The organism is Candidatus Electronema sp. JM (genome assembly GCF_048287415.1).
Lineage (GTDB): Bacteria > Desulfobacterota > Desulfobulbia > Desulfobulbales > Desulfobulbaceae > Electronema.
On sequence record NZ_JBLWEN010000029.1, the window covers coordinates 34,705 to 58,856 of the forward strand.

Consider the following 24,152-nt stretch of genomic DNA (forward strand, 5'->3'; position numbering starts at 1 on the left):
GAAAACAACAAAAGGCAATAATTATGTCACCATTGTGTTCCGCAGGCCAGCCAGCGGACAAGCGCGTGTTCATAACAACGAGAGGAATTCATGCAGAACATTACAACCGTCATCACGCCGATAGATTTTTCTGACAACGCCAAAATGATCGCTGATTCAGCCGCCTATGTGGCAGGCAAATTCGGCGCGGAGCTGCATCTGGTCTTTGTGGTGCAGAATTTCGAGGACTATTCCGGCTTCTTTGTCCCGCCGCTCAATCTGCCCAATCTGAGCAAAGATTTGCTGGAATCAGCCCAGCAGAAAATGGAGGAGTTTGCAGAAAGCTGCCGCGAGCAGGCTGCCGCCGCCGGAGTCTCCGCCCTGCACAGCCGGGTGCTGAACGGCGACGTTGCCGAGGAAATACTGAATTACGCCAAAGAAGTGCGCGGCAATTTGATCGTCATGGGCACCCACGGCTACAAAGGCCTTGAGCGGATTATGTTCGGCAGCGTGGCCGACAAGGTGGTGAAGACGGCCTGCTGCCCGGTGTTGACCATCAATCCTTATCGTCAAGATTGCAGCGGCGAGGAGTAAGCAAAACGGAGGGCTGACCGCTGTCCGCTTGCATAGGATAGATACTGTTGTCCGCGTCAAGCTCCATGAAGGGCCGGATCAAACATTTTGCCTGATTTGAGGACACCGACAGCGACATGAACGAAGCTCTGCGCATCATGGCGCAGATTATGACCATCGGCGGTTTTCCGTTCGCGGCGAGGCGGGCTTTGAACGCCTTGCCCCATTCTGTTCTTATGACCGCGACCATCGCGGGCATGTGAAGAGCCTTGCGGAGAAAAGAATGGCCCATTTTCGAGATTCCCGGCTTTCTGCGGACGCTGCTGCCGGACCCGCGCTGACGCGGGTCAAGCCCTGCCTGCGTAAGCCGCCGCCTGCCGGGAGCTGCGGAAGCGTCTGCCGCTGAAGAAAGAGAGCAGGACAGGGATGGTCTTCACGCCGAGGCTCGGGATGCTGTCCAGCAGCTCCCGCTGTTTTTTCAAATGGATGCCACCGTCGGTTTTCTGCCGGATTTCCGAGTCTATGTCCTTGATCTCCCGCTCAAGAAAAGCGAGATGCCGTTCAATGTCTGTGCGGACTTCAGCGCAGGAGACATGCAGTCTGTTCATTTCCTGCGTCCTCATGCGCTCCAGCGCGTCGCGGCGGGTGACAACAGCTCGGAGTTCCGCAGTTTCAAGCGGAGGCGGCTCCCGGAGAGGCGGGCATCTTTCCTGTCCGTTTTGGTGCGGCTCAGGGCGGCGGAGTCGAACGATAGACACTATATCGATTTTTTCAAGCAATCGGCATTGACTTTTTGCCAAGGTCTGAATCTTAATCTGAAATTGTGCAGTGCGCAAGCAATCTCCATGACTGTGTCAGCAAACCAGCGCAGCCAGTTTCTAAATTTATCTTTAACAATCCTGCATCTCTTAATTCCACTTACAACATGCTCTATTCTGACTCTTATTTTTGAAACATTTTTATTCATTTCCTTTTCATAGTAAGTTAAATCTACTCATGGTTTCTTTTTCATTGGCTGAAAAATAAAAACATCTTCAATAGAAAAACCTTGAAAACCGGCATCTTGCAGCAGGCAGCTTCCTTTCGGAAGGACGTATCCTGCTTCATCTGATATTTTTTTGTCATGATTTTTTCCAGATGCTGTAAATGTTAAAAAAATTACCATGCACGAAGAGTTTGCAATTATATTGTTTTTGACTGAAAAGGTCTTTTTTTACCGCTGTAATATTCTTTCTGCCGTCCGCTGTCTTTTGGTCGGTTTATATGCCGTTCCGTTCCGTCATGACAATAAACATCAGCTTCATATTCATTTATATTTTCCATGTTTCTGCATGGAGAAGAGCCGGATTCATTCAGAGCTGCGGACAATAAAGGTGTCAAATAATGTATAAACATATTAGCCTTTGGCTGACTTATTCCAAAAAGTTGACCGATTGCCGCCTGTGTCATATACTGCTTCATATATATTAAAATAAAAAGAAGCCTGTCAGCAGAGAATTTTATTGGAGAATTGCTGTAAACAGCATGTTTATTTCTCCTTTCTTTTCCTGCAATTGTAAATTTGCTTTCACATTCAGCTTTTTTGAAATAAAAAAGAAGAGAATTAAACTCTTCAACAGACAATCCTGTCATTGCAATGAATTCATTAGGTTTCCCAGAAAGTTCCGTGTAATTTGTCATTTTTATGTCCTCTTCGCCAGTTTGCCTTTTTCGGGGCTTAAATTTTAAATTAACAAAGCAAAACAACAAGTAACATAAATTTTAAAATATTGCAACCTAAAATTCGATATAGTGTCTATTGATGAGTTTCACCAAGAGGAGTTGCAGCAGGAAAAACTTGAGATTCAGAAAAGGGAGATCGCCATCGTGCTGCTGAAACAGGGGATTGCTTTGGATGTTATCGAAAAAGCAACAGGTTTGTCAGCGTATGAATTGAACGGTTTGCGCAAATAGATGATGATTTTAATCCATTTAAATCGACAAGATCATGAAACTGCCAAAGTGGGATATTTTAAAAGCGAATTTCCCTGCTAAACCTGCCGGAGAAGTTTTTCAAGCCATCGGCGGCAAGGTGTTGTACAATTACCAGATCGGCGTGTTCAGCAACGCCTGTTCCTCAAGAATATCCGCTGCGCTGAATGCCTCTGGCAAGGAGTATGAGATACCTTTCTTCAAAGAGGAATGGCCAAAAGGCAAAGTGCAGGCACAGGTTTCCTCCGGCGCAGACGGAAAATGGTACATCTTCAGGGTGAAGATGCTGGTCAAGCACCTGACGACGCGGTACGGCAAGCCGGAGGAATACCTGCCTGAGGAGCACCTGCAAAAGATAGCTGGCCGCAAGGGCATCATCGTCTTTGAAGTGAAAGGCTGGGCTGATGCCACTGGTCATGCCGATCTGTGGGACGGCACCGCCTGCTTGTGGCATGGTTATGATGAGGTCGCGAACAAAGTGCTTTTCTGGGAAGCCGAGGCTGACAAGGCGGAACAGACGCAGACGGCAGCTCAGGCAGCAGTGCCACAGGGAAGCGCGCAGTGAGAACATGCCTGCTGAGTTTCTGCGCAGCCGTTCTCCTCAGCGCCTGCGTCCATGCTGCGGAGCAGCCGCCGCCCGCCCTTCGCGCCGAGCTGATAGATTTCGCCAAGGCGAACTGCTTCTACTGGTACTTCAGCAAGAAAGGCTATGACCTGAAGGACGTCCGGGCGATTTCCGGCGGCATCGTCGAGCGCGGCACCGCCTCGCCGGAGGAGTACGAGCGCGTCTCGCTCTTGGTGAAGCAGTACCGCCCGCCGCTGCGGACCAAGCAGAATATTGACATCGACCTGCTGAAATGTTTTACAATGGAGCATGACGCTGCGTTCCTCCGCTCGCTGACCAAGGCGCAGTAAAAGCTGTCACCGCTCCACGCCGCATGGCTGCATTCTTCCGACATCTCTGGCTGCTCTTCCTCCTGCTCCTGCCTGCCGCCGCCTTCGCCGCCCCGGTCACAGTCATCGTCCGGGGTGTTGACGGCGAGCTGCATAAGAACATTCTCGCCAGCCTCTCCATTGCCCAGCAGCAGGAGGCCGCACAGCTCAGTGCGGGTCAGCTCCGGCGGCTGCACAAGAAAGCTCCTGAGCAAATCGCCAAGGCCCTCATGCCCTTCGGCTATTACGTCGCCAAGGTCAATAACAACAAGGGGCATGGCCTGCTGGAGAAGCGCGGCCAAGGCTGGCAGGCGGTGTATGAGGTCGATGCCGGGCCGCCGGTGCACGTGGACAGTCTGCGCATCGATGTCGCCGGGCCGGGCAAGGAGCATGAGGCTCTGAAGAACCTGCAAGCAGGCTTCCCGCTCCAGCCCGGATCACAGCTCAACGACGCGGACTACGAGAAGGGCAAGAAGAGCATCCTGGCCAAGGCCTTCACCGCAGGCTACATCCGCGCCAAGTTCAGTGAAAGCCGGGTTGAGGTGCGGGCCAAAGCAGGCAAGGCGGCTGTCCTCCTGCGCTTGGACACTGGGCCGCTGCACGTCTTTGGCGAGACCTTCAGCGCTAACTATGTCCTCAAGCCGGAGCTGCTGCAACGCTATGTCCCCTACCAGCCCGGCGAGGTCTATTCTCTGAACGCGCTCAACCGGCTGCAAAGCGACCTCTACGCCACGGGCTACTTCAGTCAGGTGACAGTTGAACCGAAGCTGCCGGCCGCCGAGGCGGCGCAGGAGCAGGTGCCGGTTGAGCTGCATCTCTCCCCTGCCCCGAAGAACCGCTACAGCTTCGGCTTGGGCTACGGCACCGACACCGGCGCGCGGGGCAACATCGGCTGGAAGAACCGGATGATCAACAGGCTTGGACACAAGCCCTCGTTCAACGTCCAGCTGGCTGAGAAAGGCAGTAAAGCCGCTGGCGGCTACGAGATACCCCTGCCCCTTCTCGACCTGCGCTACGACACCCTCAGCTTTGACACCCTCTATTCGGAGGAGAGCTGGCAGAACACCGAGATCAGCCAGTACACGCTCGGCGCGACGCTCAAGCACAACGCCCCGAAATACCAGTTCGGCGCGGGGCTGGAGTATCTGCACGAGGCCTACACCATCGGCGGCCACGAGGAGGACAGCACCTGGCTGCTGATGCCCAACGCTTTCCTCACCCTCATCTTTGCCGAGAACCGCGTCAACACCGAGCACGGCATCCGCGTCGGCGGCAGCGTCCGGGCCGCGCAGGCGCCGTACTTGGGCAGCACCAGCTTTGTCCAGTTCCGCGTCGGCGGCAAGGCCATCTTCAGCCCCTTCGAGAACTGGCGGCTGATCGGCAGGGGCAGTTTCGGGGCGACGATGATGGACTCGATCAACGAGCTGCCGCCGTCGCTGCGCTTCTACGCGGGCGGCGATCAGTCCGTGCGCGGCTATGCCTACAAGTCGCTCGGCCCGCAGGACAATTCAGGCCGCGTTGTCGGCGGGCAGTATCTCACCGAAGGCAGCATTGAGCTGGAACGCAAGCTCTCGCCGCTCTGGAGTGCCGCTGTCTTTTACGATCTGGGCAACGCCTACGACAACATCGATGCCCGCCTCCAGCAGGGCATCGGCATCGGCGGCCGCATGAGCCTGCCCTTTGGCCAGATCCGCCTTGATCTGGCCGATCCTGTCTCGGAAGGCGGCTTCTCTGTCCGTCTGCACATCACCTTGGGCGCGGATTTGTGAGCTTTTGACCGGCTCAAAGGGGTTGTTTGCATAAAACTCCTGTGAAATGATGCTGAAGGGTGGTTCATGAGCCTGTCGAAGGAAGCAAACCTTTATGCACCTGCGTAACTCATAGAAGCATATTTTTCTAAAATCAATACACTGGATGATATTGCCATGAATAAGAGAACTCTTTCGGTTTGCGGCGCGGCGATGTTTCTTTCCATGCTGGTGTCTTCGGCGTGGGGCTATGAGAAGGAGATTGAGGAGCTTTCCGCGAAAATGGCGCAGAAGATTGCTGATAAAGGCAAGAAGACAGTGGCGGTGGTGGATTTCACTGATCTTGAAGGCAATGTGACGCAGCTTGATCAATTTATCGCGGAAGAATTTTCCGTTGCGCTGGCTGGTTCCAGTAAAGGATTCAGGGTGATTGACAGAACCCGGCTGAAGAGCATTATCAAGGAGAATAAGCTCGCGGCAACCGGCCTGATTGATCCGGCAACACTGAGAAAATTGGGAAATATTACCGGGGTTGACGCGGTAATCACAGGAACAGTCATTCCTTTTGATAAAATCATAAGAGTTTCTTTAAAATTACTTGACCCTAAAGATGCAATAGTTATTGATGCGCCAACTGTAAGTGTAGAAATAGAGAAAGCAATAACGATAAGCGAACTTCTTGGCAACGATCTTCATTTGCAGAGTATCTCAGTTGATTTTCCAGAAAAAATAGAAAGCAAAAGCTCTGCACTTGTTCGTGTTTCTATTGATGCGAAGAAAGAAATAGAAGAGTATAAAAAATATGTTAGAGAAAAATTAAAAGATTTGGATGAAAAAGTTATAGTAACCAATAAATTATCCGCTTCATTATCAGGGTTAGATTTTGATGTAAGCAGAACAACACCTGAAGTTCAATTTTCACTAAAAGATGATGTTATTGAGTGGAAATGGGAAGTTAAGCCAAAATTATCTGGAGTGCATGAGTTGCATCTGACGATATCAATTATTCTAAATGTAGGAAAAGAGGTGCTTCCGCAAATAATTTATACTTCTGATAAAAAAATCATCGCAAAAGAAGACACGTTACAAAATATATTAACGTTCATAAAAGATAATTATCAGTGGCTATGGGCAACTATTCTTGTGCCAGTAGTCGGATTATTTCTCAGGAAAAGGAATCCAAGACGGAGTAATATCAAGTCCTGAATGTGGATTGGAGAAGCAGAACAATCACGGTGCAGGTATAAAGATAAAGCGGGTAAATGTCTCACTTCGTTTGCCACGTTTTACGCTTGAATCGTCGCATATCACGCTTTAAGCGGGACGATTCACACTTCAATCATCCCGTTTTAAGCGTGAATCACGATGAATGAAGCGTGATATGCCTCGGTTTAAATGTAAATCGTCCTGCTTCACGCTTAAAATGAGCCGGTTGAAGCGTGAAACGCCTTGATTGAAGAGTGAATCACGATGATTAAAGCGTGAATTGCCTCGTTTCAAGCGTGAACCAAGGCGGTTTAAGCGGCGGATGCGGCGGTCACAGTGACGAATACGCCTAAGCAAGGAGGAAAAACCTATGGCAGTGCAGACTGAAACACTGAGCAGAATTCATATCCTGCGGGAGGTGTATCAGCAGGATTATCATTCTGCAATGGCAGATTGAGTGCTTGACAAGCTGATTGATCTGGAACGCGGCAAAGCGAATCGCGAGCTGAAGGAATACCGGGAAATTTTAGATTCTTTCGAGCAGCGGCATCAGATGCCGTCAAAGCTGTTCTATGAACGTTTTCAACACGGAGAGCTTGGCGATGATGCCGATTTCTTTGAATGGAGCGCGATGTATGACATTTTCCTGATCTGACGAATTTTCCGCATCACATTCATGCAGGCAGCGAAACAGAAGTGATACCCGGAACAGTCATGAGCATCATTGAGCTGATTGACATGTTTGAGGCCGAATTCATCAAGACTTTCAACAACAACACACCATGAAAAAAGGATACTTCGGACAATGGGGCGGGGCGTTCATCCCGGAAGTGCTGCATCAAACCTTTGTCGAGCTGAACGCGGCGTATGAGGCGGCGCGGGCTGATGCCAGCTTTTGGCAAGAATATGTTGACCTGATGGCCAACTATTCCGGCAGGCCCACGCCGCTGACTTATGCGGCGAATCTCTCCAAACAGCTCGGCGGGGCACGGATTTACATCAAGCGCGAAGATCTCAACCACACCGGCGCACACAAGGCCAACAACGTCATGGGGCAAGGCTTGCTGGTCAAGCGCATGGGCAAGAAACGGGTCATCGCTGAGACCGGCGCAGGGCAGCATGGCGTGGCCACAGCAACGATGGCCGCCCGCTTCGGTTTTGCCTGCACGATTTACATGGGCGAAGAGGATGTTGCGCGGCAAAGGCCCAACGTCTTCTGGATGGAAAAGCTCGGCGCGACTGTGGTGCCGGTGAAAGACGGCTCGCGCACCCTGAAAGACGCGATCAACGAGGCGTTCCGCGACTGGGTGACGAGCATGGACACGACGCATTACGTGCTCGGCACAGCCTGCGGGCCGCATCCCTTCCCGGAAATGGTGGCGTGGTTTCAATCCATTATCGGCCAGGAGGCAAAGCGGCAGATCGTGGAGCAATACGGCGCGATGCCTGACCGAGTTTATGCCTGCGTCGGCGGCGGCTCGAACGCGATGGGCATCTTCCAGGGATTCCTTGATCAGCCAGAGGTTGAATTAGTCGGCGTGGAAGCTGGCGGCAAAGGACTCGACACGGGCAAGCACGCTTCCCGCATGTTGAGCGAGCGGGCTGCCGCAGGCATTGCGCAGGGCTACAAAACCAAGTTCCTGCAAGACAGCGACGGCCAGATGCTCGACACGCATTCCATTTCCGCCGGGCTGGATTATGTCGGCATTTCGCCGATACTCGCTGATCTGGGCGAGAAAGGCCGGGTGCGCTTTGAGGCGGCCACGGATGATGAAGTGCTGGCGGCTCTCCAGTTGACCATGAAAACTGAGGGCATCATTCCGGCACTGGAGTCCTCCCACGCCTTTGCCCAGGCGATCAAAGAGGCACCGCAGATGTCGCCTGAGCAGGCAATTATCATCAACATGTCAGGCCGGGGCGACAAGGACATCTTCACCATCGCCCACGCCTTCAACGATCCGTCCTGGCAGGAGTTCATCGTCCGCCGGGCCGAGGAGTACCTGGCAAAATAAAAATGGCTGCGCCACGTTGTGTCTATGATGGAAAGATATTGCCAAAAATCACAATATGCGATAGACAGATACGGCGGCCTGTGTTTTCATTTATGACAGTCGGCCCCTGAACCAGTCTCCCCTATGCGCCGAATGACTCCGGCTGTGGAATGTATGAGCGAAAAGAAATACACCCTCCTCATAGTCGACGACATCATCGACAACCTGATGCTGCTTGGCGAGGCCATGTCGCCGGAATACAAGATCAAGGTTGCCACCAGCGGGGCGCAGGGGCTGGAGCTGGCCATGCAGGAGCCGCAGCCGGATCTGATCCTGCTGGACATCATGATGCCGGGCTTGGACGGCTACGAGGTCTGCCGCCGCCTGAAGGCTGACAGCCGCAGCAAGCATATTCCGGTGATTTTCCTCAGCGCACTGGATAAAGAAAGCGACGAGCTGCAAGGTTTGGACGCAGGCGCGGTGGATTTCATCACCAAGCCCTTCAAGCTGGAGATTGTCCGCGCCCGTATCGGCACGCAGATTGAGCTGCTGCGGATGCGGCAGCAGCTGCAAAATGCGCGGCTGAAGGCGGAGGCGGCCTCGCAGTCCAAGTCGGTTTTTCTCGCCAACATGAGCCATGAAATCCGTACGCCGATGAGCGCGATCATGGGCATGACCGATCTGGCCTTGGAAAAGGCGGCTGATCCGCAGCAGCGCAGCTATTTGGAGACGGTCAAGCTCTCGGCAGACTCGCTGCTCTCGTTGATCAACGACATCCTTGATTTTTCCAAGATCGAAGCAGGGCAGATGGAGCTGGACGAGCATCCTTTCATCCTTGCTGAGGCGGTGGAGGCGGCGGTGCGCACGGTCTCGGTGCTTTCGCAGGCAAAGGGGCTGGAGATCATCACGGCAATCTCGCCGGATTTGCCCAGAGCGGTCGAGGGCGACAGCCTCCGCTTCCGCCAGATCATCCTCAATCTCCTCAGCAACGCAATCAAATTCTCAGAACGAGGGCCGATCCGCGTCGCCGCCACCTTGGAGAAAGCTGGGCCGGAGAGCGTGTCTGCGCGGGTCTCGGTGACAGACCGGGGCATCGGCATTCCGGCGGATAAAATCGGCACGGTTTTCAGCGCCTTTTCGCAGGCGGACAGTTCGGTCTCGCGCAAATTCGGCGGCACCGGCCTCGGCTTGGCTATCTGCCGCCAGCTTTGCGAGCTGATGGACGGCAGAATCTGGGTGGAAAGCGAAGAGGGCAAGGGGGCGATGTTCAGCTTCATCGTCGTCTTTGGCCTCGCTGCTGAGGAGCCGCAGCAGAAAAAAAGCGCAGCCGCGCTGCTGGATGATGTCCGTCTCCAGCCGATGCGCATCCTGCTGGTGGAGGACAATCCGGCCAACCGCTTCCTGCTCCGGGTGGTGCTGGAGAAATTCAACCACCAAGTGACTGAGGCCGTGGATGGCGTGGAGGCCCTGCATGTGCTGCTGGAAGACGACCGCTTCGACCTGATTCTCTCTGATGTGCAGATGCCGCGTTTGGACGGCTACAGCCTGACCCGGATCATCCGGCATTGCGAGCGGGGCGAAGCCGTTGACAAGGAATCCGCCAGCAAGCTGGAGGTGAGCATGACTGAGCGGCTGCGTCGCCAGCTGCATGGCAGGCACCGCCTGATCATCGCGATGACCGCCAACGCCATGAGCGGCGATCAGGAAAAATGCTTTGCCGCAGGCATGGACGACTATCTGACTAAGCCGATTGACAAAAATCAGATTGCCGCCGCGTTGAAACGCTGGCAGCCGGGCGGCTGAACTTACTTGCCTGCCAGCAGCTCAAAATAACGCCCTACCTGCCGGGGATGATGCGCATCGGAACCGGGAATCAGGGGAATGCCCAGGTCCGCCGCCTGCCAGATGATATCCAAGACCGGATACGGCTGCGGGCGGACTTCATAGCCAGAGGTATTGACTTCCAAGGCGATGTTTTTTTTCAGCATGAGTTGCAGCAGCTCGCTGATCAGTTTGTGGTGGCGGGCCGTGAGACGGAACGGCGGCAGATGGCGGAGAGCGGCATCAAGATGGCAGAGCTTGTCGCAGGGGATTGCGGCGCAGGCCTCAATCAGGCTGGCAAAATAGGCATCCAGCACTGGTTCAGGGCCGATGGCCGCCAGTGCGTCAATATGCTCGCGTTTGCTGCTCAACAAATTCAGATGGCGGCTGCCGTCAAAATAAAAATGACAGGACAAGCCGCGATGCTCAAAAGGAAAACTCTCCAACACCGCCAGCAGCTCCTCGGCGGCGAAGGCGTTCCAGCCGATTTCCACACCCAGTCTGACCGCAATCTGTCCGGCATATTTTTTCCGCAGCCGAAGTCCTTCCGCAAAATACAGGCGGAACAATTCCGGTGTCAGCCAAATCTGCTGCTCATACAGCAAACCGCATTCCAGATGCTCCAAAAAGGTCATCGTCCGCAAGCCTTTGCTGACTGCGGCCTGCACATATTCCTCCATTTCCCCGGAGGCGTGATTGCAGAATTTGGTGTGAATGTGGTGGTCGCCGCTGAGGTCTAACGGCGGAAAGACGGACATGTCAACGACCTCAGCGGCGGGAGGAGAACGGAGAAAAGGGCATCAGGCGTTTCCTTTCGGAAAAAAATGGAGCACGCCGTCAATGTCCGAGGTGTCGCAAATATCGCCAAACTCCATGTCAAAGTTGAACATCTCGGCCACATCGTTCATTTCCATAGAGAACGACGGGCCGTCCGGCAGGTGGTACACCAGCGTCTCAACTTTGCTGAAATCTACAGGGCGGGCAAATATTTTCTTCATCATATTCTTCGGTTGGAGAAGTGAAAACCAGCTCCGGGCCGCGTAAAATCCGCCCGTCAATATGCCTCTAATAAAATTATAATTTTCTTTGCTTGAAAAAGCAAGACGCAGCTATTCATGCCGCAAGGCATCAATCGGATCCAACCGGGCGGCTTTCAAGGCCGGAAAATAGCCGAAAATCACCCCGACCGCAGCGGAGAAGAGGAAGGCAATGAGGACAATATTTGCATCTGGGAGGAAGGGGATGTCCAGCACGCCGCTGAGGCCATAGGATGAGGCCAAGGCGAGGATGATGCCGATGATGCCGCCGAGCGATGAAAGCACCACGGATTCGGTGAGAAATTGCAGCATCACCTCGTGCTCGAACGCGCCGATGGCGAGGCGGATGCCGATCTCGCGGGTGCGCTCGGTGACCGAGACCAGCATGATGTTCATGATGCCGATGCCGCCGACCAAGAGGCTGACAGCGGCCACCGAACTGAGCAGGGCGGTCATGGTTTTGGTGGTGCCGGTGAGCATCTCGGCCAGCTCTTTGGTGTCGCGGATGCTGAAGTTGTCCTCCTCATTTTCCCCCAGCCGCCTGCGCTTGCGCAGCAGATTGGTCACATCTGCAGAAACTTGCGTGGTCGAGCCACCATCCTCCACGGCAAGCTGAACCAGCGTTATCTCGCGTTTGCCAGTGAACCGCCGCTGCACAGCCAGCAAGGGCATGACAATCAGGTCGTCCTGATCGCGGCCCATGCTCGATTGCCCTTTTTCTTGCAGCAGGCCGATCACCCGGCAGGAAACTTTGCCCAGCCGAATGTTCCGGTCCAGCGGATCTTCTTCTTGGAAGAGATTTTTGCGCACGGTTTGGCCGATGATGCAGACCGCCTTGCCAGCCGACAGTTCGACCGGCTCAAACGTTCTGCCGCTTGCAACCGCCCAGTTGCGGACGGCGAAGAAGGCATTGGTGCTGCCGGTGATGCTGGTTGACCAGTTGCGATTACCGGCCACGGCAGTGGAATTGGATGAAACAGACGGTGCCACGGCCTTCACCAAACTGATTTCCCGGCGGAGGGCCTGCACGTCGGCGAGGGTGAAGTTAGGCGCGGCGGAATCTGCTCCCGGCCCCCGGTGCTGGCCCGGCTGAATCATGAGGACATTGGTGCCCATGCTGGCGATTTGACCCGCAATCCGCGCTGTGCTGCCGTTGCCGACCGTGACCAAGGTGATGACCGCCGCCACGCCGATGATGATGCCGAGAATGGTGAGGAACGAGCGCAGCACGTTGCGCCGGATGTCGCGCAGGGCGAGCAGGATGGTGTTGAAGAGCATGGTTCAGACCTCCGCAAATTTACATTCCACCGTAGGGGCAGTTCGCGAACCGCCCCTACACCGCGAAACAACGCCCCTGCCCCTACTCTTCCGCCACATGCCCGTCCACAAAGCGGACGATCCGCTTGGTATATTCGGCCATGTCCGGCTCGTGCGTGACCATGACGATGGTGATGTTTTTTTCCTGATTCAAGCCGACCAGCAGCTCCATGATCTCGTGACTGCGGGCGGTGTCAAGGTTGCCGGTCGGCTCGTCGGCGAAAAGCACTGCCGGGCTGGTGACAATGGCGCGGGCAATGGCCACCCGCTGCTGCTGGCCGCCGGACAGCTCGCCCGGCGTGTGCGACTCGCGGCCTTCCAGCCCGACGATTTTCAGGGCGTGACGGGCGAGCAGCCGTCGCTTGCGGGCCGGAGTGCCCCGGTACATCAGCGGCAGCTCGACATTTTCCAATGCTGAAGTGCGGTTGAGCAGGTTGAAGCCTTGGAAGACAAAGCCGAGATAATAGCGGCGCAGCGCGGCCAGCTCTTTCCGGCTCATCCGGCTGACTTCGACATCGCCAAAAAAATACTGGCCGGAGGTGGGCGTATCCAAGCAGCCGAGGATGTTCATGCAGGTGGATTTGCCGGACCCGCTCGGCCCCATGATCGAGACAAAATCCCCTTTGGCGATGTCGAGATCAACCCCGTGCAGGGCGTAGGTCAGGGCATCGCCGCTGCCGTAGGCCTTGGTGATGCCGCGCAGCCGGATCAGCGGCTGCGGGCTGGCTGCTGCCTCCGCGCTCATCGCCCTTTACCTTTGCCATCGGCAACGGCGGCGGTGATGACCGCGTCGCCCTCTTTCAGCTCCCCTTCCAGAATTTGGGTGCTGCTGCCGTCGCTGAGACCAGTTTTGACCGGCACTGCCTGCGGCTGGCCGTCGCGGCCCAGCGTCCAGACCTGCTGCGGGCCTTTGCCATCCGGCTTGGCCGGGCGTTTGCCGCCGCCAGAGAATCGCGGCCTGATCATAAGCGAGTCAAGGAACGAGCCTTTTTTCTGTTCCCCCTTGTCCTGCGCCTGCGGACTGAAGCGCAGAGCCGCTGTCGGCACAATCAGGGCGTTCTCGGCTTTCTGCACGGCAATTTCGGCGGTGGCGGTCATGCCGGGCCGCAGCGCGAGGTCGCTGTTGTCCACCATCAGCACGGTTTTATAGGTGACAACCCCATTGTTGACCGTGGAGGCGAAGCGCACCTGTCGGATCACGGCAGAAAATTTGCGCTCCGGGTAGGCATCAACCGTGAATTTCGCCTGCTGCCCTTCCTTGACCTGGCCGATGTCCGCCTCGTCCACATCCACCTGCAATTCCATTTTGGTCAAGTCTTCAGCCAGCTTGAACAGCACCGGCGCGGAAAAGGAGGCGGCCACAGTCTGGCCCGGCTCAATGCTCCGGGCGAGGACTATCCCGTTGACCGGCGAGAGAATTTCCGCCTTGCCTAAGTCAGTCTGGGTCATGTTCAGCTTGGCCTGCACCTCGGCCACGCCCGCTTCCGCACTGGCTTTCTCCGCCTTAGCCCGCGCCGCCGCCGCTGCCGCCGCGTCAAGATCAAACTGCGACGGCGTTTTGCCGCCGCTCAGTTCCCACATTTTTCTGAGCTGGCCGAGCTTGCTCGCGGTCTCCTGAATCGTGGCCTCGGCAGTCAGCACCTTGGCTTTTGCTGCCGCCAAGGAGGCCTGCGTCTGCTCAACTTGGGCTTTGAGCTTGGACACATCCAGCTTGGCCAGCACCTGTCCGGCCTTGACCTGGTCGTTGTAATCCACCAGCACCGCCTCGACATTGCCGGACAGCTCGCTGCCCACATCCACCTGATTGGTCGGCTGGAGCGCGCCGGTGGCGGTGACGGCCACCACCACATCGCCGATGCTGGCTTTCTCAGTTTTGTATTCAATTTGCGGCGCGGCAGACTGGCCCGCCTGCTTCTGCCGTGCGGCATAAAAATAATAGCCGCCAGCGGCCAGACCGCCAAGGATGAGCAGCCAGAACAAGCAGCCGAAGCCGCGTCGTCTGCGGGGCGGATCAAGAAGCAGGGCCGGATCAATGGCTGGCTGCGGCTTCGGAGCTGTTTTCATGGCGCATCGCTCAGGTCAGAGTTTGACGGCTCGGTTACTTGTCTATCAGCATTTTCAAGAAACGCATCTGCTTGTGCCAGTCATCACCGACCAATTCGCTGATGTTCTGCTGGGCTGACTGCACGGCAAGGCCCTCTTTTTTCAGCCGCTCCATCACCTGCTCCGGGCTGCTTTCCGCGACTTGGGCCACAACGGTCAGCGGAGCCTTGGCCAAGGCCCGGATTGGTGTGGCAAAAGGAGGCTCGCCGCTGCCGCTCAACGGTGAGAAGCAGACTATCAGGATGAGGACAAACGCGCCGAGCAGAACCATGCCCTTGCGCTGGAGGATGTATTTTTTGAAGGCGGAAAAATTCACGGCCACATGAACGGCCACAATTGCCAGAAATCCCCAGCTCAACCATTCATGCGCCTCTTTGGCAAGGCCGGGCGCGGCATGGAAAAACATGAACACGCCGGTGACGGCAAGCAGCAGAAATGCGCCTGCGGTGATCGGGGTGGTCCACTCACGTTTGATGCTCATTGCAACGTATCTCCTTTTAGATGTTAAAAAAATCGGCTGGCTATTTTTCCAGCATCACCTGCATGAAATGGACCTGCTTGCGGAGATCGTCACCGACCAGCTCGCTCAGGCTCTGCTGGGCAGACTGCACTGCCACGCCTTTTTCTTTCAGATGAGCAATCAGCTGCTCCGGGCTGCTTTTCGCAATCTGCGCAACCTCGGTCAACGGAGCTTTGGCCAGCATCCGCACCGGCGCCGCAAACGGAGGCCCCTCATCTTCTTCCTCACCCAAAGGCGCAAAGCTGGCCAGCAGAATCAGCGCGAAAATGCCAATCAGCACCTGCGCCCGCCGCTGGCTGAGATGTCTTTTGAACGAGGCGAAATTGGTGGTCACATGCAGCAGGGCCGCAGCCACAAAGACCAAGCTGAACCATTCATGGATTTCTTCAGCCAGTTCTGGTGCGGCATGGAAAAACATCAGCAGACCGGTGACGGCAAGCAGCAGGAACGCGCCTGCGGCAATTGGGGTGGTCCATTCACGTTTGATGCTCATTGGAAAATACCTCCTGAAATTGAAGTGACAAGCAAAACCTCCCGGCAGTTCTCTGCCGCTGACAGAAAACATACCGGGAAAACTGCGGCACGTCCAGATGTTCGTTGTTACTTCTGCTGCTGGCCGCCGTTTCCTTGCCCGGCCATCGGACACGGCTGACCTTGGCCGCCGCCCTTGCCGCGCATGGACTGCATTTTGCCCATCTGCTCAGGGGTGAGGATTTTGCTCATGGCCAGCCGCTCCTCAGTCCGCTGCGCGGCCAGCTTGCCTTTCACCGCTGAAATCTTCTCGGTCAGCTCCATCACCGCCTTCTCGTCCACCGGCTCGGCGGCGAAGGCCTGATCCATCTTCAGGCGCAGGCTGTCCAGCTCGTTGAACAAAGGCAGCTGCTTCTCGCGGGAAGCGAAGTCAGCTTCTTTCAGCTTCTTCACCTGCTCCGCGCTCAGGCCCAAATCCTGCACAGCCTGCGGATTCTGCCAAATGCCAAAAGCCGCGCCGCCGCCTTTCATGCCGCAGTTCATGCCCATGCCGTGGCCGCCGCCGCGCCCGCCTCTGCCGCCACGGCAGGCTTCGGCTGCTGCGGGAATAAGTGCTGCTGCGAGCAGAACTGCCATGATGCCGGTGCCTATTTTTTTGCGAATGGTTGTTTTCATTTTTTTCTCCTGAAGATGGTTGGTGGCAGGGAAGTATTCCCTGCATTCAAGGACAGTGTACCAAGCGCATGTTAAGGGATTTTTTCAGCGGCGGCATAAATTGTAAAGGCTTTGTAAAAAAGCGGCGCAAACTGTGAATCTGCTCCGCCACAGCGGTTTCCGGTTGAAGATGACCGCGCCATATTCTATAGTATTTCAAAATTTTGCTGCATCGCTCAGGAAACAACATGCAGCTTACGCCCCCTTTCCGCTCAGTCCACGCGCCATGAATTCATCCGTTGATGTCCTGATTATCGGAGCCGGTTTGTCCGGCCTTGCCGCCGCCACCTTCCTCAAGCATAAACAGCCGGATATTTCGCTTTTAGTGATCGAGAAAGAGGAACAGCCCGGCGGGGCCGTGCGCTCGCATCTGGAGGAAGGCTATCTAGCTGAGGGCGGGCCGCATGGCTTTTTAGACAACTGCTTAGAAAGCCGGGTGCTGATTCATGAGGCTGGCTTGGCGAATGAAGTGGAAAAGGCCCCGCTGTCGAAGTTCGTCCGCTATATTTGTTTAGACGGCAAGCTGAATCTGATTCCGCAAAGCCCTTGGAAAATCCTCCGGGCACCGTTGATGTCCTGGCCAGCTAAATTCCGCGTCATGGCTGATTTATGGAAAAAGCCTTTGCCGGATGAGCCGACAGTTGCCGAGTGGATTGAACATCGTTTCGGCAAAGCGATGCTGCCTTTTGCCGATGCAGTTTTCACCGGCACCTATGCGGGCGACATTGCCCGGCTGAAAATAGACGGCGTGATGCCCGGCCTGCGCCAATTGGAGCTGGAACACGGCTCGGTCGTGCGCGGCGGCATCGCCAAAATGCTCGCGGCAAGAAAGGAAAAGAAGAACAAAAAGCGGAAAGGGCTGCCCGCGATGACCAGCTTCCGCACCGGCATGGCCCGTCTGCCGCAAGCAATGGCCGCCAAGCTGATTCCCAATCAGGAAATCATGTACCGCACCGCCGCCCGCAGTATTGAACAGATCGGCAGCGGCTGGCTGATCCGCACTGGCCAGCTTGAATTGCACGCCCGGCATCTGATCATCGCTTTGCCGGTCAATCGCTGCCTTGAATTGCTGATCGGCGCAGGCTTGCCGGAACCGCCCATGCAGTCCATCCCGGAGGCGAAGCTCGCCACTGTGGCGATGGGCTTTGCCGCTGACAAGGCCAAGGTGCCGTTCGGCTTTGGCTATCTTGCCCCGGAGCAGGAACAGCGTTTCGCCCTCGGCACGCTTTTTTCCTCGCACATGTTCCCCGGTCGCGCCCCGGCAGGTCATCTTTTGGTGGAAACCTTAGTCGGTGGGCGCAGGCATCCAGAGCGGTTGGACCTGCCGGATGAGGAAATCGTGGCGCGGGCTTATGAGGACATCAAACACCTGATGGAGCTGCCTGAGCCGCCGGTCTTCAGCCGGGTGCTGCGGCCAAAGTGGGGCATCCCGCAGATGGAAGCGGGCTATCCGGCCCTGCTTGCTTGGCGGAATCAATTGCATGAAATGCTCGACAGCCTCCACATCTGCGGCTTTGGCTGGCAAGGCATCGGCATCAACGACATGCACAAGGAGGCGTGGAAGGTGGCAAAACGGATCCTGAGCGGCGAGCGCGGAGACGGCGGCACGGAGATTAAAGGGGTGTATTTTTGATATTCCCGCTTGTCTGCGGCTCAATCGCGAAAAGTTTTTTTCTGCTGATCCCCAGCCTGCCAATGGTCTCGCGCAGAGTGGAATCTCTTGTTTGAAGAGAAAATTTTATATGAAAATTCTGGCACATGTCCTCAAACCTGAGGTCGTTTTCGGCTTCAATCATTTCCGTCAGGAAATGATATATGAGCAGCTCGAAATTGCTATAGTGTCTGCTGTCATTTTTTAACACGAGAGGATTATTGCCATGTCTGTCCGACTGCATTATTCTGCCGCTGCAGCGCTTTGCCTTGCCTGCTGTCTGTCCAGGGTGGCCTTGGCGGAAGAAGGAACCCGTCTTCTGCGCAACCCGGCAATGAGCCGCAACCAAATTGCCTTTGTCTATGCCAATGATATCTGGACGAGCGGTTTGGAGGGCGGTTCAGCGCGTCGCCTGACCAGTTTTGCAGGCGCGGAGACAGAGCCGCATTTTTCACCGGATGGCAGCCTGATCGCTTTTTCCGGTCAATATGATGGCAACGTTGATGTGTATGTCGTTGCTGCGCAAGGCGGCGAGCCGAAGCGGCTGACGTGGCATCCAGGAGCTGACACCGTGCGTGGCTGGAGCAATGACGGCAAATATGTGCTCTTCGCCTCTGGCAGAGACAGTATGCCGACTGCATATGCCAAATTCTGGCGGGTGAGTGTGGACGGCGGCCTGCCGGAGCCGCTGCCTGTTCCCAGAGCAGCAGAGGGCAAGTATTCCCCGGATGGCAAGAAAATGGTCTATCAGGAGATCGCGCCGTGGGAGGAGGAATGGCGCAACTACCGGGGCGGCCAGAACAATCCGATCCGCATTATTGATCTGGAGACGCTGGCTGTAGAAAAACTGCCTTGGGACGGTGCGAACGACAATACACCGGTCTGGATAGACAACAGCATTTATTTTCTCTCCGACCGCGATGGCACAATGAATGTCTGGTCGTACAGTTTGGAGGATAAAAAAGTTCGTCAGCGCACATCGTTCACTGAATTTGACTGCAAGCATCTTGAAGCAGGCGGCGGCAAGCTGATTTTTGAAAACGGCGGCTGGCTGCATCTGCTTGATCCGGCAGCGGACAACGCGGTAAAGCTGTCAGTCACCGTGCAGGGCGATTTCCCGTTTGCCCGCCCGCGCTGGGAACGGACGTATGCGATAGAGACTGCCGCCGTGTCGCCGACAGGGCAACGGGCGGTCTTTGAGGCGCGGGGCGACATTTTTACTGTCCCGGTGAAAAAAGGCGATGTCCGCAACCTGACCGCCAGTTCGGACGCTGCTGACCGCAGTCCGGCATGGTCGCCGGATGGCAAACAGATCAGCTGGTTTTCAGATCAAAGCGGTGAATATCAGTTGGTCATCGCTGATCAATACGGCAAAAACAGAAAAAGCATCAAGCTGGATAAGCCGACCTTCTTTTATACGCCCGTGTGGTCGCCGGACTCGCAGCAGATCAGCTTCAGCGATGCCGCCCGCAATCTCTGGCTGCTTGATCTCAAAACGGAGCACGTCCGCCTGATTGACAACGAAGGCTCCACGCACCCTGAACGGGTCATCGCCCCGTCCTGGTCGCCGGATTCTCAATGGATAGCCTATGTCAAGCGGCTGAAAAACCAGTATAAGGCGATATTTCTCTATTCACTGAAACAGAACAAATCTTTTCAACTCACCGACGGCATGTCCGACTGCGTCTCTCCAGCTTGGGAGCAAAGCGGCAAATATCTCAGCTTCCTCGCCAGCACGAATCTCGGTTTGAATGTCGGCTGGTTAGATATGAGTTCACAAGACCGGCCCATGAGCCGTGCCATCTATCTGGCGGTGCTGGCCAAAGGCGAGCCGTCGCCGCTCCTGCCGGAAAGCGATGAGGAGAACAAGCCGGACAGCAGCAAAAACGACGCGGAAAAAGAAAAAAAGAAGAAGGACGAGAAAAATCCGGCGGCCAAGGAGTCGGTGAAGGACAAGGAGAAGAAGAAACCGAGCGAGATTGAAAAAAAGAAGGCCGCTGTCAAGGTCACGATTGATCTCGACGGGATAGGTCAGCGGATTGTCGCCCTTGATTTGCCGGATGGCACTTATAGCCAGCTTGCCGCAGGAAGCGAAGGCAATCTCTTTTATTTGGAGGAGGTGCGAGGTGAAAAGAAACAGTTTGAATTTTATCCATTCCAGCAGCAGCTGCACCGTTTTTCCCTGAAAGAAAAGAAGGATGAGGTATTGCTGAAAAATATTCAAGACTATGTTGTCTCCGCAGACAAAGAGAAAATTCTTTGCAAAAAAGAGGACGGTAGCTGGACTGTTGCAGACGCAGAGGGTGCTCCAGAGCAGAGCGGAGATAACCTGAACATTATGGGTATGCTGACGCATGTCGATCCTAAGCAGGAATGGCGGCAGATATTCCGCGAAGCATGGCGTTTTGAGCGGGACTTCTTTTATGTGCGCAATGTCCACGGCCTTGATTTGGACTGGGCATGGAAAGTCTATTCGCCTTGGCTGGCGCATATCCGCCACCGGGCTGATTTGACCTATCTTCTGGGCATTCTTGGCGGAGAAACGTCCATTGGCCATTCCTTCACGGGCGGCGGCGACCTGCCTTTTGCCGGTTACACGCCTATGGGACTGCTCGGCGTTGACTTCAGCATGGAGCAGGGCAGGTTCCGCCTGAAAAAAATTTACACCGGCGAGAACTGGAATCCCCAACTGCGTGCTCCCTTGAGCGGGCCGGGCATTGATGTGCACGAAGGCGATTTCCTTTTGGCGGTGAATGGGGTCGAGCTGACCAGCTCCATGAATCCTTACAGCCTGTTTGAAGAGACCGCAAGAAAGCAGACGGTGCTGACCCTGAACAGCAAACCGGCGATGAAAGGCAGCCGGGAAGTGACGGTGGTGCCAACTTCTTTCGATTTCGGCTTGCGGCTGAAAAGCTGGGTGGAGGCTAACCGGAAGAAAGTGGATGAATTATCAGGCGGCAAATTGGCCTATGTCTGGCTGCCCAACACTGGCTTCGGTGGCTACAGTCAGTTCAACCGCTATTACTTCGCCCAGCAGGACAAAAAAGGGGCTGTTATTGATGAGCGGTTCAACAGCGGCGGCATGGTGCCGGACTACATTATTGATCTGCTGGGCCGTGAACTGCTCGGCTTTTTCAATAATGCCGCCGGAGAGCATCAGCCCTTCACGCTGCCGAACGCAGGCATCTGGGGGCCGAAGGTGATGATCATCAATGACGCGTCTGGGTCCGGCGGCGACCTTTTGCCCTATATGTTCCGCGCCAAAAAGATCGGCCCGCTGGTTGGCACCCGCACTTGGGGCGGTTTGGTTGGCATCTGGGATATGCCTCCTCTGATGGACGGCGGCTATCTCACTGTGCCGCGCGGCGGCTTTTACAACTTGAAGGGCGAATGGGATGTGGAAAACAAGGGCGTAGAGCCGGATATCGTGGTGGAGCAGGAGCCTGCGGCTGTGAGCAAAGGGCATGATCCGCAATTAGAGAAGGCCGTTGCCGTCGCGCTTGATTTGCTGAAGTCCGAGGAAGTGAAGATGCTGCCGCAGCCAGCCGACCCGGTGCGGGTGCGGCGCGCTGAAGCGAAACCTGGGCAATGAACCCGCAGCGTTCAGGTTTTCAAAAGTATTCGCACCGCAAAACCCTGCGGCTGGCAGTTGCTGGCTGCGACTGAGCCGCCGCAGCTTTCGACGCAGGTTTTGACGATGGCCAAGCCAAGGCCAACGCCGCCGGTTCCGCTCTCGCGGGACGGCTCAGGCCGGTAAAACGGCTCAAAGAGGCGGTCGAGATGCTCTTCGGCCACGCCGGGGCCGCAGTCCTTGACCGTGATTTCCACCTGCCCGCTCTTTTCCGCAGCGGCGACAGTGATCGGCCCGGCATGGCCTGCGTATTTCACCGCGTTGCGGAGAAGGTTGGCCACCGCCCGCGTCAGCAGCTCGGCGGAGGCGATGACGTGCAGCTCCGGCTCGGCCCGTAGCTGCACCGCCGCGTCCGCCGCCTCGCGCCGCACAGCGGTCTCAAGCACCGGCAGCAGGGGAATGCGCTCCAGCCGCACGGCCTGGGCGTTCATCTCCGCCCGCGAGAAGGCCAGCAGCTCGCCGATCAGGGCGGCCATGTGCTCAACATCCTCCATCACGTCCTGCACCCGCTCGCGGTTCGCGCCGTCCAGGCGCTGTTCCAGCACGCCGAGGCCGAACTGAATCCGGGCCACCGGCGAGCCAAGCTCGTGCGAGACATCGCTGAGAAAGCGTTTCTGGCCTTTGACAAAGGCGGCGAGCCGCGCGGTCATGTGGCTGATGGTCGCGGCCAGCCGCCCGATTTCGTCGGCCCGCCGCTCGCGGATGACGACGTTGAAATTGCCCTTGGCAATCTCCTCGGCGGCGCGGGTCATGCGCTCCAGCGGCTTGGTGATGCTGCGGATCAGCGGCAGCCAGAAGAGCACGGAGATGAGAATCACTGCGGCGGCCACGACCATCCACGGCAGCGGGTCGAAGAAAAAGCCGTTGCCGGTGATGGAATCCGAGGCGGCGATGAGCAGGGCAGGCAGATGCCGCTCCGAGGCTTCCAAGTAGATCGGCACGCGGATGCCGAACCACCAACGGCTGGGCGTGCTGGTGTGCATGATCAGATGCGGCCTCCGTCCCCAGCCGGGCGAAGGCTTCTTCGGCCCGTCGCAGTCGGCACCGTCCGGCGGGCCGTGCCGCAGCAGCACCTCTTTGGCTTTGGCCAGCACATCTTCCGGGATTTTTTCTTGTGCAGGCGAAAAGACCAGCCCCTCGCGCAGCAGGAGAAGAAAATCCACGCCGTGAATCTGGCCGTGCCGGGCAAGAATCTCTGACCACTCGTCCGGCGGCGATTGCTCCAAATCATGGACGAGCAGCATTCCGGCGGCGCGGAGGCGGTCTGCGCCCTGATGGCCAAAGAACTCGTGCAGGTCCATCTTCAGCTGCACAGCGAAAAAGACCGCCAGCGCGGCGGCGAGCAGGAGCAGATTGAGAAAAAGCCAGCCAAGTATCTTGGCGAAGAGGGAGCGGGCAGCCTTCACGGCAGCGGCGGGACGATGAACATGTAGCCTGCGGTGCGCACGGTCTGGATGTAGCGCGGCTGGCGGGGCGTGTCGCCCAGCTTGCGCCGCAGCGAGGAAATATGCACGTCAATGGAGCGGTCGAACACGTCGTAATTCCGCCCGGACACCGCCTCCAGCAGATGGTCGCGGCTCAAAACCCGCCCGGCGGCGTTGGCCAAAGCGGCTAAAAGATCATACTCCAGCGGAGTCAGCGGCAGCGGTTCCCCATGCAGGCGCACCGTGCGCGAGGCCTGCTCAATGTCCAGCCCGGCAAAGCGCAGCACCGGCTCCGCTGTCTCTTCGCCGCTCCGGCTTTCGGCAAGCTGGCAGCGGCGGGTGACAGCCCGCAGCCGGGCCAGCAGCTCGCGCGAGGAAAAGGTCTTCGGCAGATAATCGTCCGCGCCCAGCTCTAAGCCGACAATGCGGTCGGTCTCCTCGCCCCGCGCCGTGAGCATCAGCACCGGGATGTCTGATTCACGGCGCAGCTCTTTCAGCACGGCAAAGCCGTCCATCTGCGGCAGCATCACGTCCAAGATCACCGCCTGATACTCGCCCTGCCGGAGCCGCTCCAAGCCTTCCGGGCCGCTGTGCGCCGCCTCGACCACGTAGCCCATCGGCTCCAGATAATCAGCCACCAGGCGGCAGAGCTTACGGTCGTCGTCAATCATGAGGATGTTCATCGGCTCATGCAACGACAACTATTGCAAATATATATTATAATAATCAGTTAATTATCCTGTCGTCTGTGTTTTTATACACCATATACACCAACAATTCAAAAAAAATGACAGTAAAAAATATTGAACTTTCTGACTGAATCAATTATACCATTGATAAGGAGGGATCAGGCTTGTCGGGGTTGAGAACATGCAGACGTTTTTCTTGCAAAACGTAACCGATCAAAGTTGCTGAAGAATATTATGAGTCTCCGTGATGCCGTCCACATCCTGATGCTAAGTCCGATCTACTTTTACCTGCCGGTACCGCAGCGTCTGCTCTTGGCCAAGGAATACTGCCAAGCCGTCAACAGCTTTTCCTTCGTCCGTATCCGCATCTGAT

General features: G+C 56.2%; 27 protein-coding genes. 14 read left to right on the forward strand and 13 right to left on the reverse strand.

The genetic code is table 11. From position 1 onward, the window contains the following. The first annotated feature begins 90 nt into the window (after window positions 1–90). Together ACNKH6_RS06060 and ACNKH6_RS06065 are read left to right on the forward strand one after the other, a co-directional pair. On the forward strand, window positions 91–573 hold the full coding sequence (locus ACNKH6_RS06060; RefSeq protein ID WP_417914648.1) for a universal stress protein: 483 nt from the start codon (window positions 91–93) through the stop codon (window positions 571–573). Window positions 574–689: 116 nt separating this feature from the next. Then, window positions 690–815 carry a hypothetical protein gene (locus tag ACNKH6_RS06065; protein ID WP_417914649.1) on the forward strand — a complete coding sequence of 42 codons (126 nt, stop codon included), beginning with the start codon at window positions 690–692 and terminating at the stop codon, window positions 813–815. A gap of 84 nt (window positions 816–899) precedes the next feature. Here ACNKH6_RS06065 and ACNKH6_RS06070 read toward each other — a convergent pair whose 3' ends face one another. From ACNKH6_RS06070 to ACNKH6_RS06080, 3 genes are all read right to left on the reverse strand, one after another. Then, a complete protein-coding gene (locus ACNKH6_RS06070; RefSeq protein ID WP_417914650.1) occupies window positions 900–1,160 on the reverse strand; it encodes a transposase in 261 nt (86 codons plus the stop codon). Between the two features lie 386 nt (window positions 1,161–1,546). Beyond that, the gene (locus ACNKH6_RS06075; protein WP_417914651.1) at window positions 1,547–1,717 is read right to left on the reverse strand and encodes a hypothetical protein; all 171 of its coding nucleotides are present in this window, start codon (window positions 1,715–1,717) and stop codon (window positions 1,547–1,549) included. Between the two features lie 17 nt (window positions 1,718–1,734). Further along, window positions 1,735–2,232: a helix-turn-helix domain-containing protein gene (locus tag ACNKH6_RS06080; RefSeq protein WP_417914652.1), complete on the reverse strand. Its 498-nt coding sequence runs from the start codon at window positions 2,230–2,232 to the stop codon at window positions 1,735–1,737. A 111-nt stretch (window positions 2,233–2,343) separates the two neighbouring features. On the opposite strand from ACNKH6_RS06080, the gene ACNKH6_RS06085 reads away from it, so the two are divergent. The 9 genes from ACNKH6_RS06085 to ACNKH6_RS06125 all read left to right on the forward strand — a co-directional run bounded on the left by ACNKH6_RS06085 (window position 2,344) and on the right by ACNKH6_RS06125 (window position 10,204). After that, on the forward strand, window positions 2,344–2,505 hold the full coding sequence (locus tag ACNKH6_RS06085; RefSeq protein ID WP_417914653.1) for a hypothetical protein: 162 nt from the start codon (window positions 2,344–2,346) through the stop codon (window positions 2,503–2,505). A 34-nt stretch (window positions 2,506–2,539) separates the two neighbouring features. Further along, a complete protein-coding gene (locus ACNKH6_RS06090; protein WP_417914654.1) occupies window positions 2,540–3,088 on the forward strand; it encodes a type VI secretion system amidase effector protein Tae4 in 549 nt (182 codons plus the stop codon). Continuing rightward, complete coding sequence (locus ACNKH6_RS06095; protein WP_417914655.1) at window positions 3,085–3,438, forward strand: hypothetical protein; 354 nt, start codon at window positions 3,085–3,087, stop codon at window positions 3,436–3,438. The genes ACNKH6_RS06090 and ACNKH6_RS06095 overlap by 4 nt, the downstream gene beginning before the upstream one ends. 23 nt (window positions 3,439–3,461) lie before the next feature. Further along, complete coding sequence (locus ACNKH6_RS06100; protein ID WP_417914656.1) at window positions 3,462–5,225, forward strand: autotransporter assembly complex protein TamA; 1,764 nt, start codon at window positions 3,462–3,464, stop codon at window positions 5,223–5,225. Between the two features lie 156 nt (window positions 5,226–5,381). Further along, a complete protein-coding gene (locus tag ACNKH6_RS06105) occupies window positions 5,382–6,410 on the forward strand; it encodes a FlgO family outer membrane protein (RefSeq protein ID WP_417914657.1) in 1,029 nt (342 codons plus the stop codon). Between the two features lie 457 nt (window positions 6,411–6,867). Continuing rightward, window positions 6,868–7,065, forward strand: a complete 198-nt coding sequence (locus ACNKH6_RS06110) for a hypothetical protein (RefSeq protein WP_417914658.1) — start codon at window positions 6,868–6,870, stop codon at window positions 7,063–7,065. 17 nt (window positions 7,066–7,082) lie between these two features. Further along, entirely contained in the window at window positions 7,083–7,196 is a 114-nt protein-coding gene (locus ACNKH6_RS06115; protein ID WP_417914694.1) for a hypothetical protein, read from the forward strand. Further along, the gene (trpB, locus tag ACNKH6_RS06120; RefSeq protein ID WP_417914659.1) at window positions 7,193–8,422 is read left to right on the forward strand and encodes a tryptophan synthase subunit beta; all 1,230 of its coding nucleotides are present in this window, start codon (window positions 7,193–7,195) and stop codon (window positions 8,420–8,422) included. The genes ACNKH6_RS06115 and trpB overlap by 4 nt, the downstream gene beginning before the upstream one ends. A gap of 153 nt (window positions 8,423–8,575) precedes the next feature. Continuing rightward, the gene (locus tag ACNKH6_RS06125; protein ID WP_417914660.1) at window positions 8,576–10,204 is read left to right on the forward strand and encodes a response regulator; all 1,629 of its coding nucleotides are present in this window, start codon (window positions 8,576–8,578) and stop codon (window positions 10,202–10,204) included. 2 nt (window positions 10,205–10,206) lie between these two features. On the opposite strand, the gene ACNKH6_RS06130 is transcribed toward ACNKH6_RS06125, so the two are convergent. The 8 genes from ACNKH6_RS06130 to ACNKH6_RS06165 form a co-directional block, all read right to left on the reverse strand. Next, window positions 10,207–10,980, reverse strand: a complete 774-nt coding sequence (locus tag ACNKH6_RS06130; protein ID WP_417914661.1) for a histidinol-phosphatase — start codon at window positions 10,978–10,980, stop codon at window positions 10,207–10,209. A 42-nt stretch (window positions 10,981–11,022) separates the two neighbouring features. Next, window positions 11,023–11,223 (reverse strand): hypothetical protein, encoded by a 201-nt coding sequence (locus tag ACNKH6_RS06135; protein ID WP_417914662.1) that lies wholly within the window; start codon window positions 11,221–11,223, stop codon window positions 11,023–11,025. Window positions 11,224–11,331: 108 nt separating this feature from the next. After that, entirely contained in the window at window positions 11,332–12,537 is a 1,206-nt protein-coding gene (locus ACNKH6_RS06140; RefSeq protein ID WP_417914663.1) for an ABC transporter permease, read from the reverse strand. Between the two features lie 82 nt (window positions 12,538–12,619). Beyond that, a complete protein-coding gene (locus tag ACNKH6_RS06145; protein WP_417914664.1) occupies window positions 12,620–13,321 on the reverse strand; it encodes an ABC transporter ATP-binding protein in 702 nt (233 codons plus the stop codon). Next, entirely contained in the window at window positions 13,318–14,640 is a 1,323-nt protein-coding gene (locus tag ACNKH6_RS06150) for an efflux RND transporter periplasmic adaptor subunit (RefSeq protein ID WP_417914665.1), read from the reverse strand. Before ACNKH6_RS06150 ends, ACNKH6_RS06145 begins: the two co-directional genes overlap by 4 nt. A 34-nt stretch (window positions 14,641–14,674) precedes the next feature. After that, window positions 14,675–15,160: a DUF4405 domain-containing protein gene (locus ACNKH6_RS06155; RefSeq protein WP_417914666.1), complete on the reverse strand. Its 486-nt coding sequence runs from the start codon at window positions 15,158–15,160 to the stop codon at window positions 14,675–14,677. Window positions 15,161–15,200: 40 nt separating this feature from the next. Beyond that, complete coding sequence (locus tag ACNKH6_RS06160) at window positions 15,201–15,692, reverse strand: DUF4405 domain-containing protein (protein ID WP_417914667.1); 492 nt, start codon at window positions 15,690–15,692, stop codon at window positions 15,201–15,203. 107 nt (window positions 15,693–15,799) lie between these two features. After that, a complete protein-coding gene (locus ACNKH6_RS06165; protein ID WP_417914668.1) occupies window positions 15,800–16,345 on the reverse strand; it encodes a Spy/CpxP family protein refolding chaperone in 546 nt (181 codons plus the stop codon). A 265-nt stretch (window positions 16,346–16,610) separates the two neighbouring features. Between ACNKH6_RS06165 and hemG the strand changes: the two genes are divergently transcribed. Then, a complete protein-coding gene (hemG, locus tag ACNKH6_RS06170) occupies window positions 16,611–18,017 on the forward strand; it encodes a protoporphyrinogen oxidase (protein ID WP_417914669.1) in 1,407 nt (468 codons plus the stop codon). Window positions 18,018–18,369: 352 nt separating this feature from the next. After that, complete coding sequence (locus ACNKH6_RS06175) at window positions 18,370–21,627, forward strand: S41 family peptidase (protein WP_417914670.1); 3,258 nt, start codon at window positions 18,370–18,372, stop codon at window positions 21,625–21,627. Between the two features lie 11 nt (window positions 21,628–21,638). Here the strand turns inward: ACNKH6_RS06175 and ACNKH6_RS06180 are convergent, their stop codons facing one another. Both ACNKH6_RS06180 and ACNKH6_RS06185 read right to left on the reverse strand, forming a co-directional pair. Beyond that, window positions 21,639–23,072, reverse strand: coding sequence for a sensor histidine kinase (locus tag ACNKH6_RS06180; protein WP_417914671.1), 1,434 nt, complete (start codon window positions 23,070–23,072; stop codon window positions 21,639–21,641). Continuing rightward, a complete protein-coding gene (locus tag ACNKH6_RS06185) occupies window positions 23,069–23,773 on the reverse strand; it encodes a response regulator transcription factor (RefSeq protein WP_417914672.1) in 705 nt (234 codons plus the stop codon). The genes ACNKH6_RS06180 and ACNKH6_RS06185 overlap by 4 nt, the downstream gene beginning before the upstream one ends. Window positions 23,774–24,013: 240 nt before the next feature. On the opposite strand from ACNKH6_RS06185, the gene ACNKH6_RS06190 reads away from it, so the two are divergent. Further along, window positions 24,014–24,151, forward strand: a complete 138-nt coding sequence (locus ACNKH6_RS06190; protein ID WP_417914673.1) for a hypothetical protein — start codon at window positions 24,014–24,016, stop codon at window positions 24,149–24,151. Window position 24,152: the final 1 nt, after the last annotated feature.

Bases quoted from the DNA above. Each gene is read 5' to 3' on its own strand.
- ACNKH6_RS06060 (WP_417914648.1), top strand. From the start codon at position 91: ATGCAGAACATTACAACCGTCATCACGCCGATAGATTTTTCTGACAAC.
- ACNKH6_RS06065 (WP_417914649.1), top strand. From the start codon at position 690: ATGAACGAAGCTCTGCGCATCATGGCGCAGATTATGACCATCGGCGGT.
- ACNKH6_RS06070 (WP_417914650.1), bottom strand. From the start codon at position 1,160: ATGAACAGACTGCATGTCTCCTGCGCTGAAGTCCGCACAGACATTGAA.
- ACNKH6_RS06075 (WP_417914651.1), bottom strand. From the start codon at position 1,717: ATGGTAATTTTTTTAACATTTACAGCATCTGGAAAAAATCATGACAAA.
- ACNKH6_RS06080 (WP_417914652.1), bottom strand. From the start codon at position 2,232: ATGACAAATTACACGGAACTTTCTGGGAAACCTAATGAATTCATTGCA.
- ACNKH6_RS06090 (WP_417914654.1), top strand. From the start codon at position 2,540: ATGAAACTGCCAAAGTGGGATATTTTAAAAGCGAATTTCCCTGCTAAA.
- ACNKH6_RS06100 (WP_417914656.1), top strand. From the start codon at position 3,462: ATGGCTGCATTCTTCCGACATCTCTGGCTGCTCTTCCTCCTGCTCCTG.
- ACNKH6_RS06105 (WP_417914657.1), top strand. From the start codon at position 5,382: ATGAATAAGAGAACTCTTTCGGTTTGCGGCGCGGCGATGTTTCTTTCC.
- trpB (WP_417914659.1), top strand. From the start codon at position 7,193: ATGAAAAAAGGATACTTCGGACAATGGGGCGGGGCGTTCATCCCGGAA.
- ACNKH6_RS06125 (WP_417914660.1), top strand. From the start codon at position 8,576: ATGAGCGAAAAGAAATACACCCTCCTCATAGTCGACGACATCATCGAC.
- ACNKH6_RS06130 (WP_417914661.1), bottom strand. From the start codon at position 10,980: ATGTCCGTCTTTCCGCCGTTAGACCTCAGCGGCGACCACCACATTCAC.
- ACNKH6_RS06135 (WP_417914662.1), bottom strand. From the start codon at position 11,223: ATGATGAAGAAAATATTTGCCCGCCCTGTAGATTTCAGCAAAGTTGAG.
- ACNKH6_RS06140 (WP_417914663.1), bottom strand. From the start codon at position 12,537: ATGCTCTTCAACACCATCCTGCTCGCCCTGCGCGACATCCGGCGCAAC.
- ACNKH6_RS06145 (WP_417914664.1), bottom strand. From the start codon at position 13,321: ATGAGCGCGGAGGCAGCAGCCAGCCCGCAGCCGCTGATCCGGCTGCGC.
- ACNKH6_RS06150 (WP_417914665.1), bottom strand. From the start codon at position 14,640: ATGAAAACAGCTCCGAAGCCGCAGCCAGCCATTGATCCGGCCCTGCTT.
- ACNKH6_RS06155 (WP_417914666.1), bottom strand. From the start codon at position 15,160: ATGAGCATCAAACGTGAGTGGACCACCCCGATCACCGCAGGCGCATTT.
- ACNKH6_RS06160 (WP_417914667.1), bottom strand. From the start codon at position 15,692: ATGAGCATCAAACGTGAATGGACCACCCCAATTGCCGCAGGCGCGTTC.
- ACNKH6_RS06165 (WP_417914668.1), bottom strand. From the start codon at position 16,345: ATGAAAACAACCATTCGCAAAAAAATAGGCACCGGCATCATGGCAGTT.
- hemG (WP_417914669.1), top strand. From the start codon at position 16,611: ATGAATTCATCCGTTGATGTCCTGATTATCGGAGCCGGTTTGTCCGGC.
- ACNKH6_RS06175 (WP_417914670.1), top strand. From the start codon at position 18,370: ATGAGCCGCAACCAAATTGCCTTTGTCTATGCCAATGATATCTGGACG.
- ACNKH6_RS06185 (WP_417914672.1), bottom strand. From the start codon at position 23,773: ATGAACATCCTCATGATTGACGACGACCGTAAGCTCTGCCGCCTGGTG.
- ACNKH6_RS06190 (WP_417914673.1), top strand. From the start codon at position 24,014: ATGAGTCTCCGTGATGCCGTCCACATCCTGATGCTAAGTCCGATCTAC.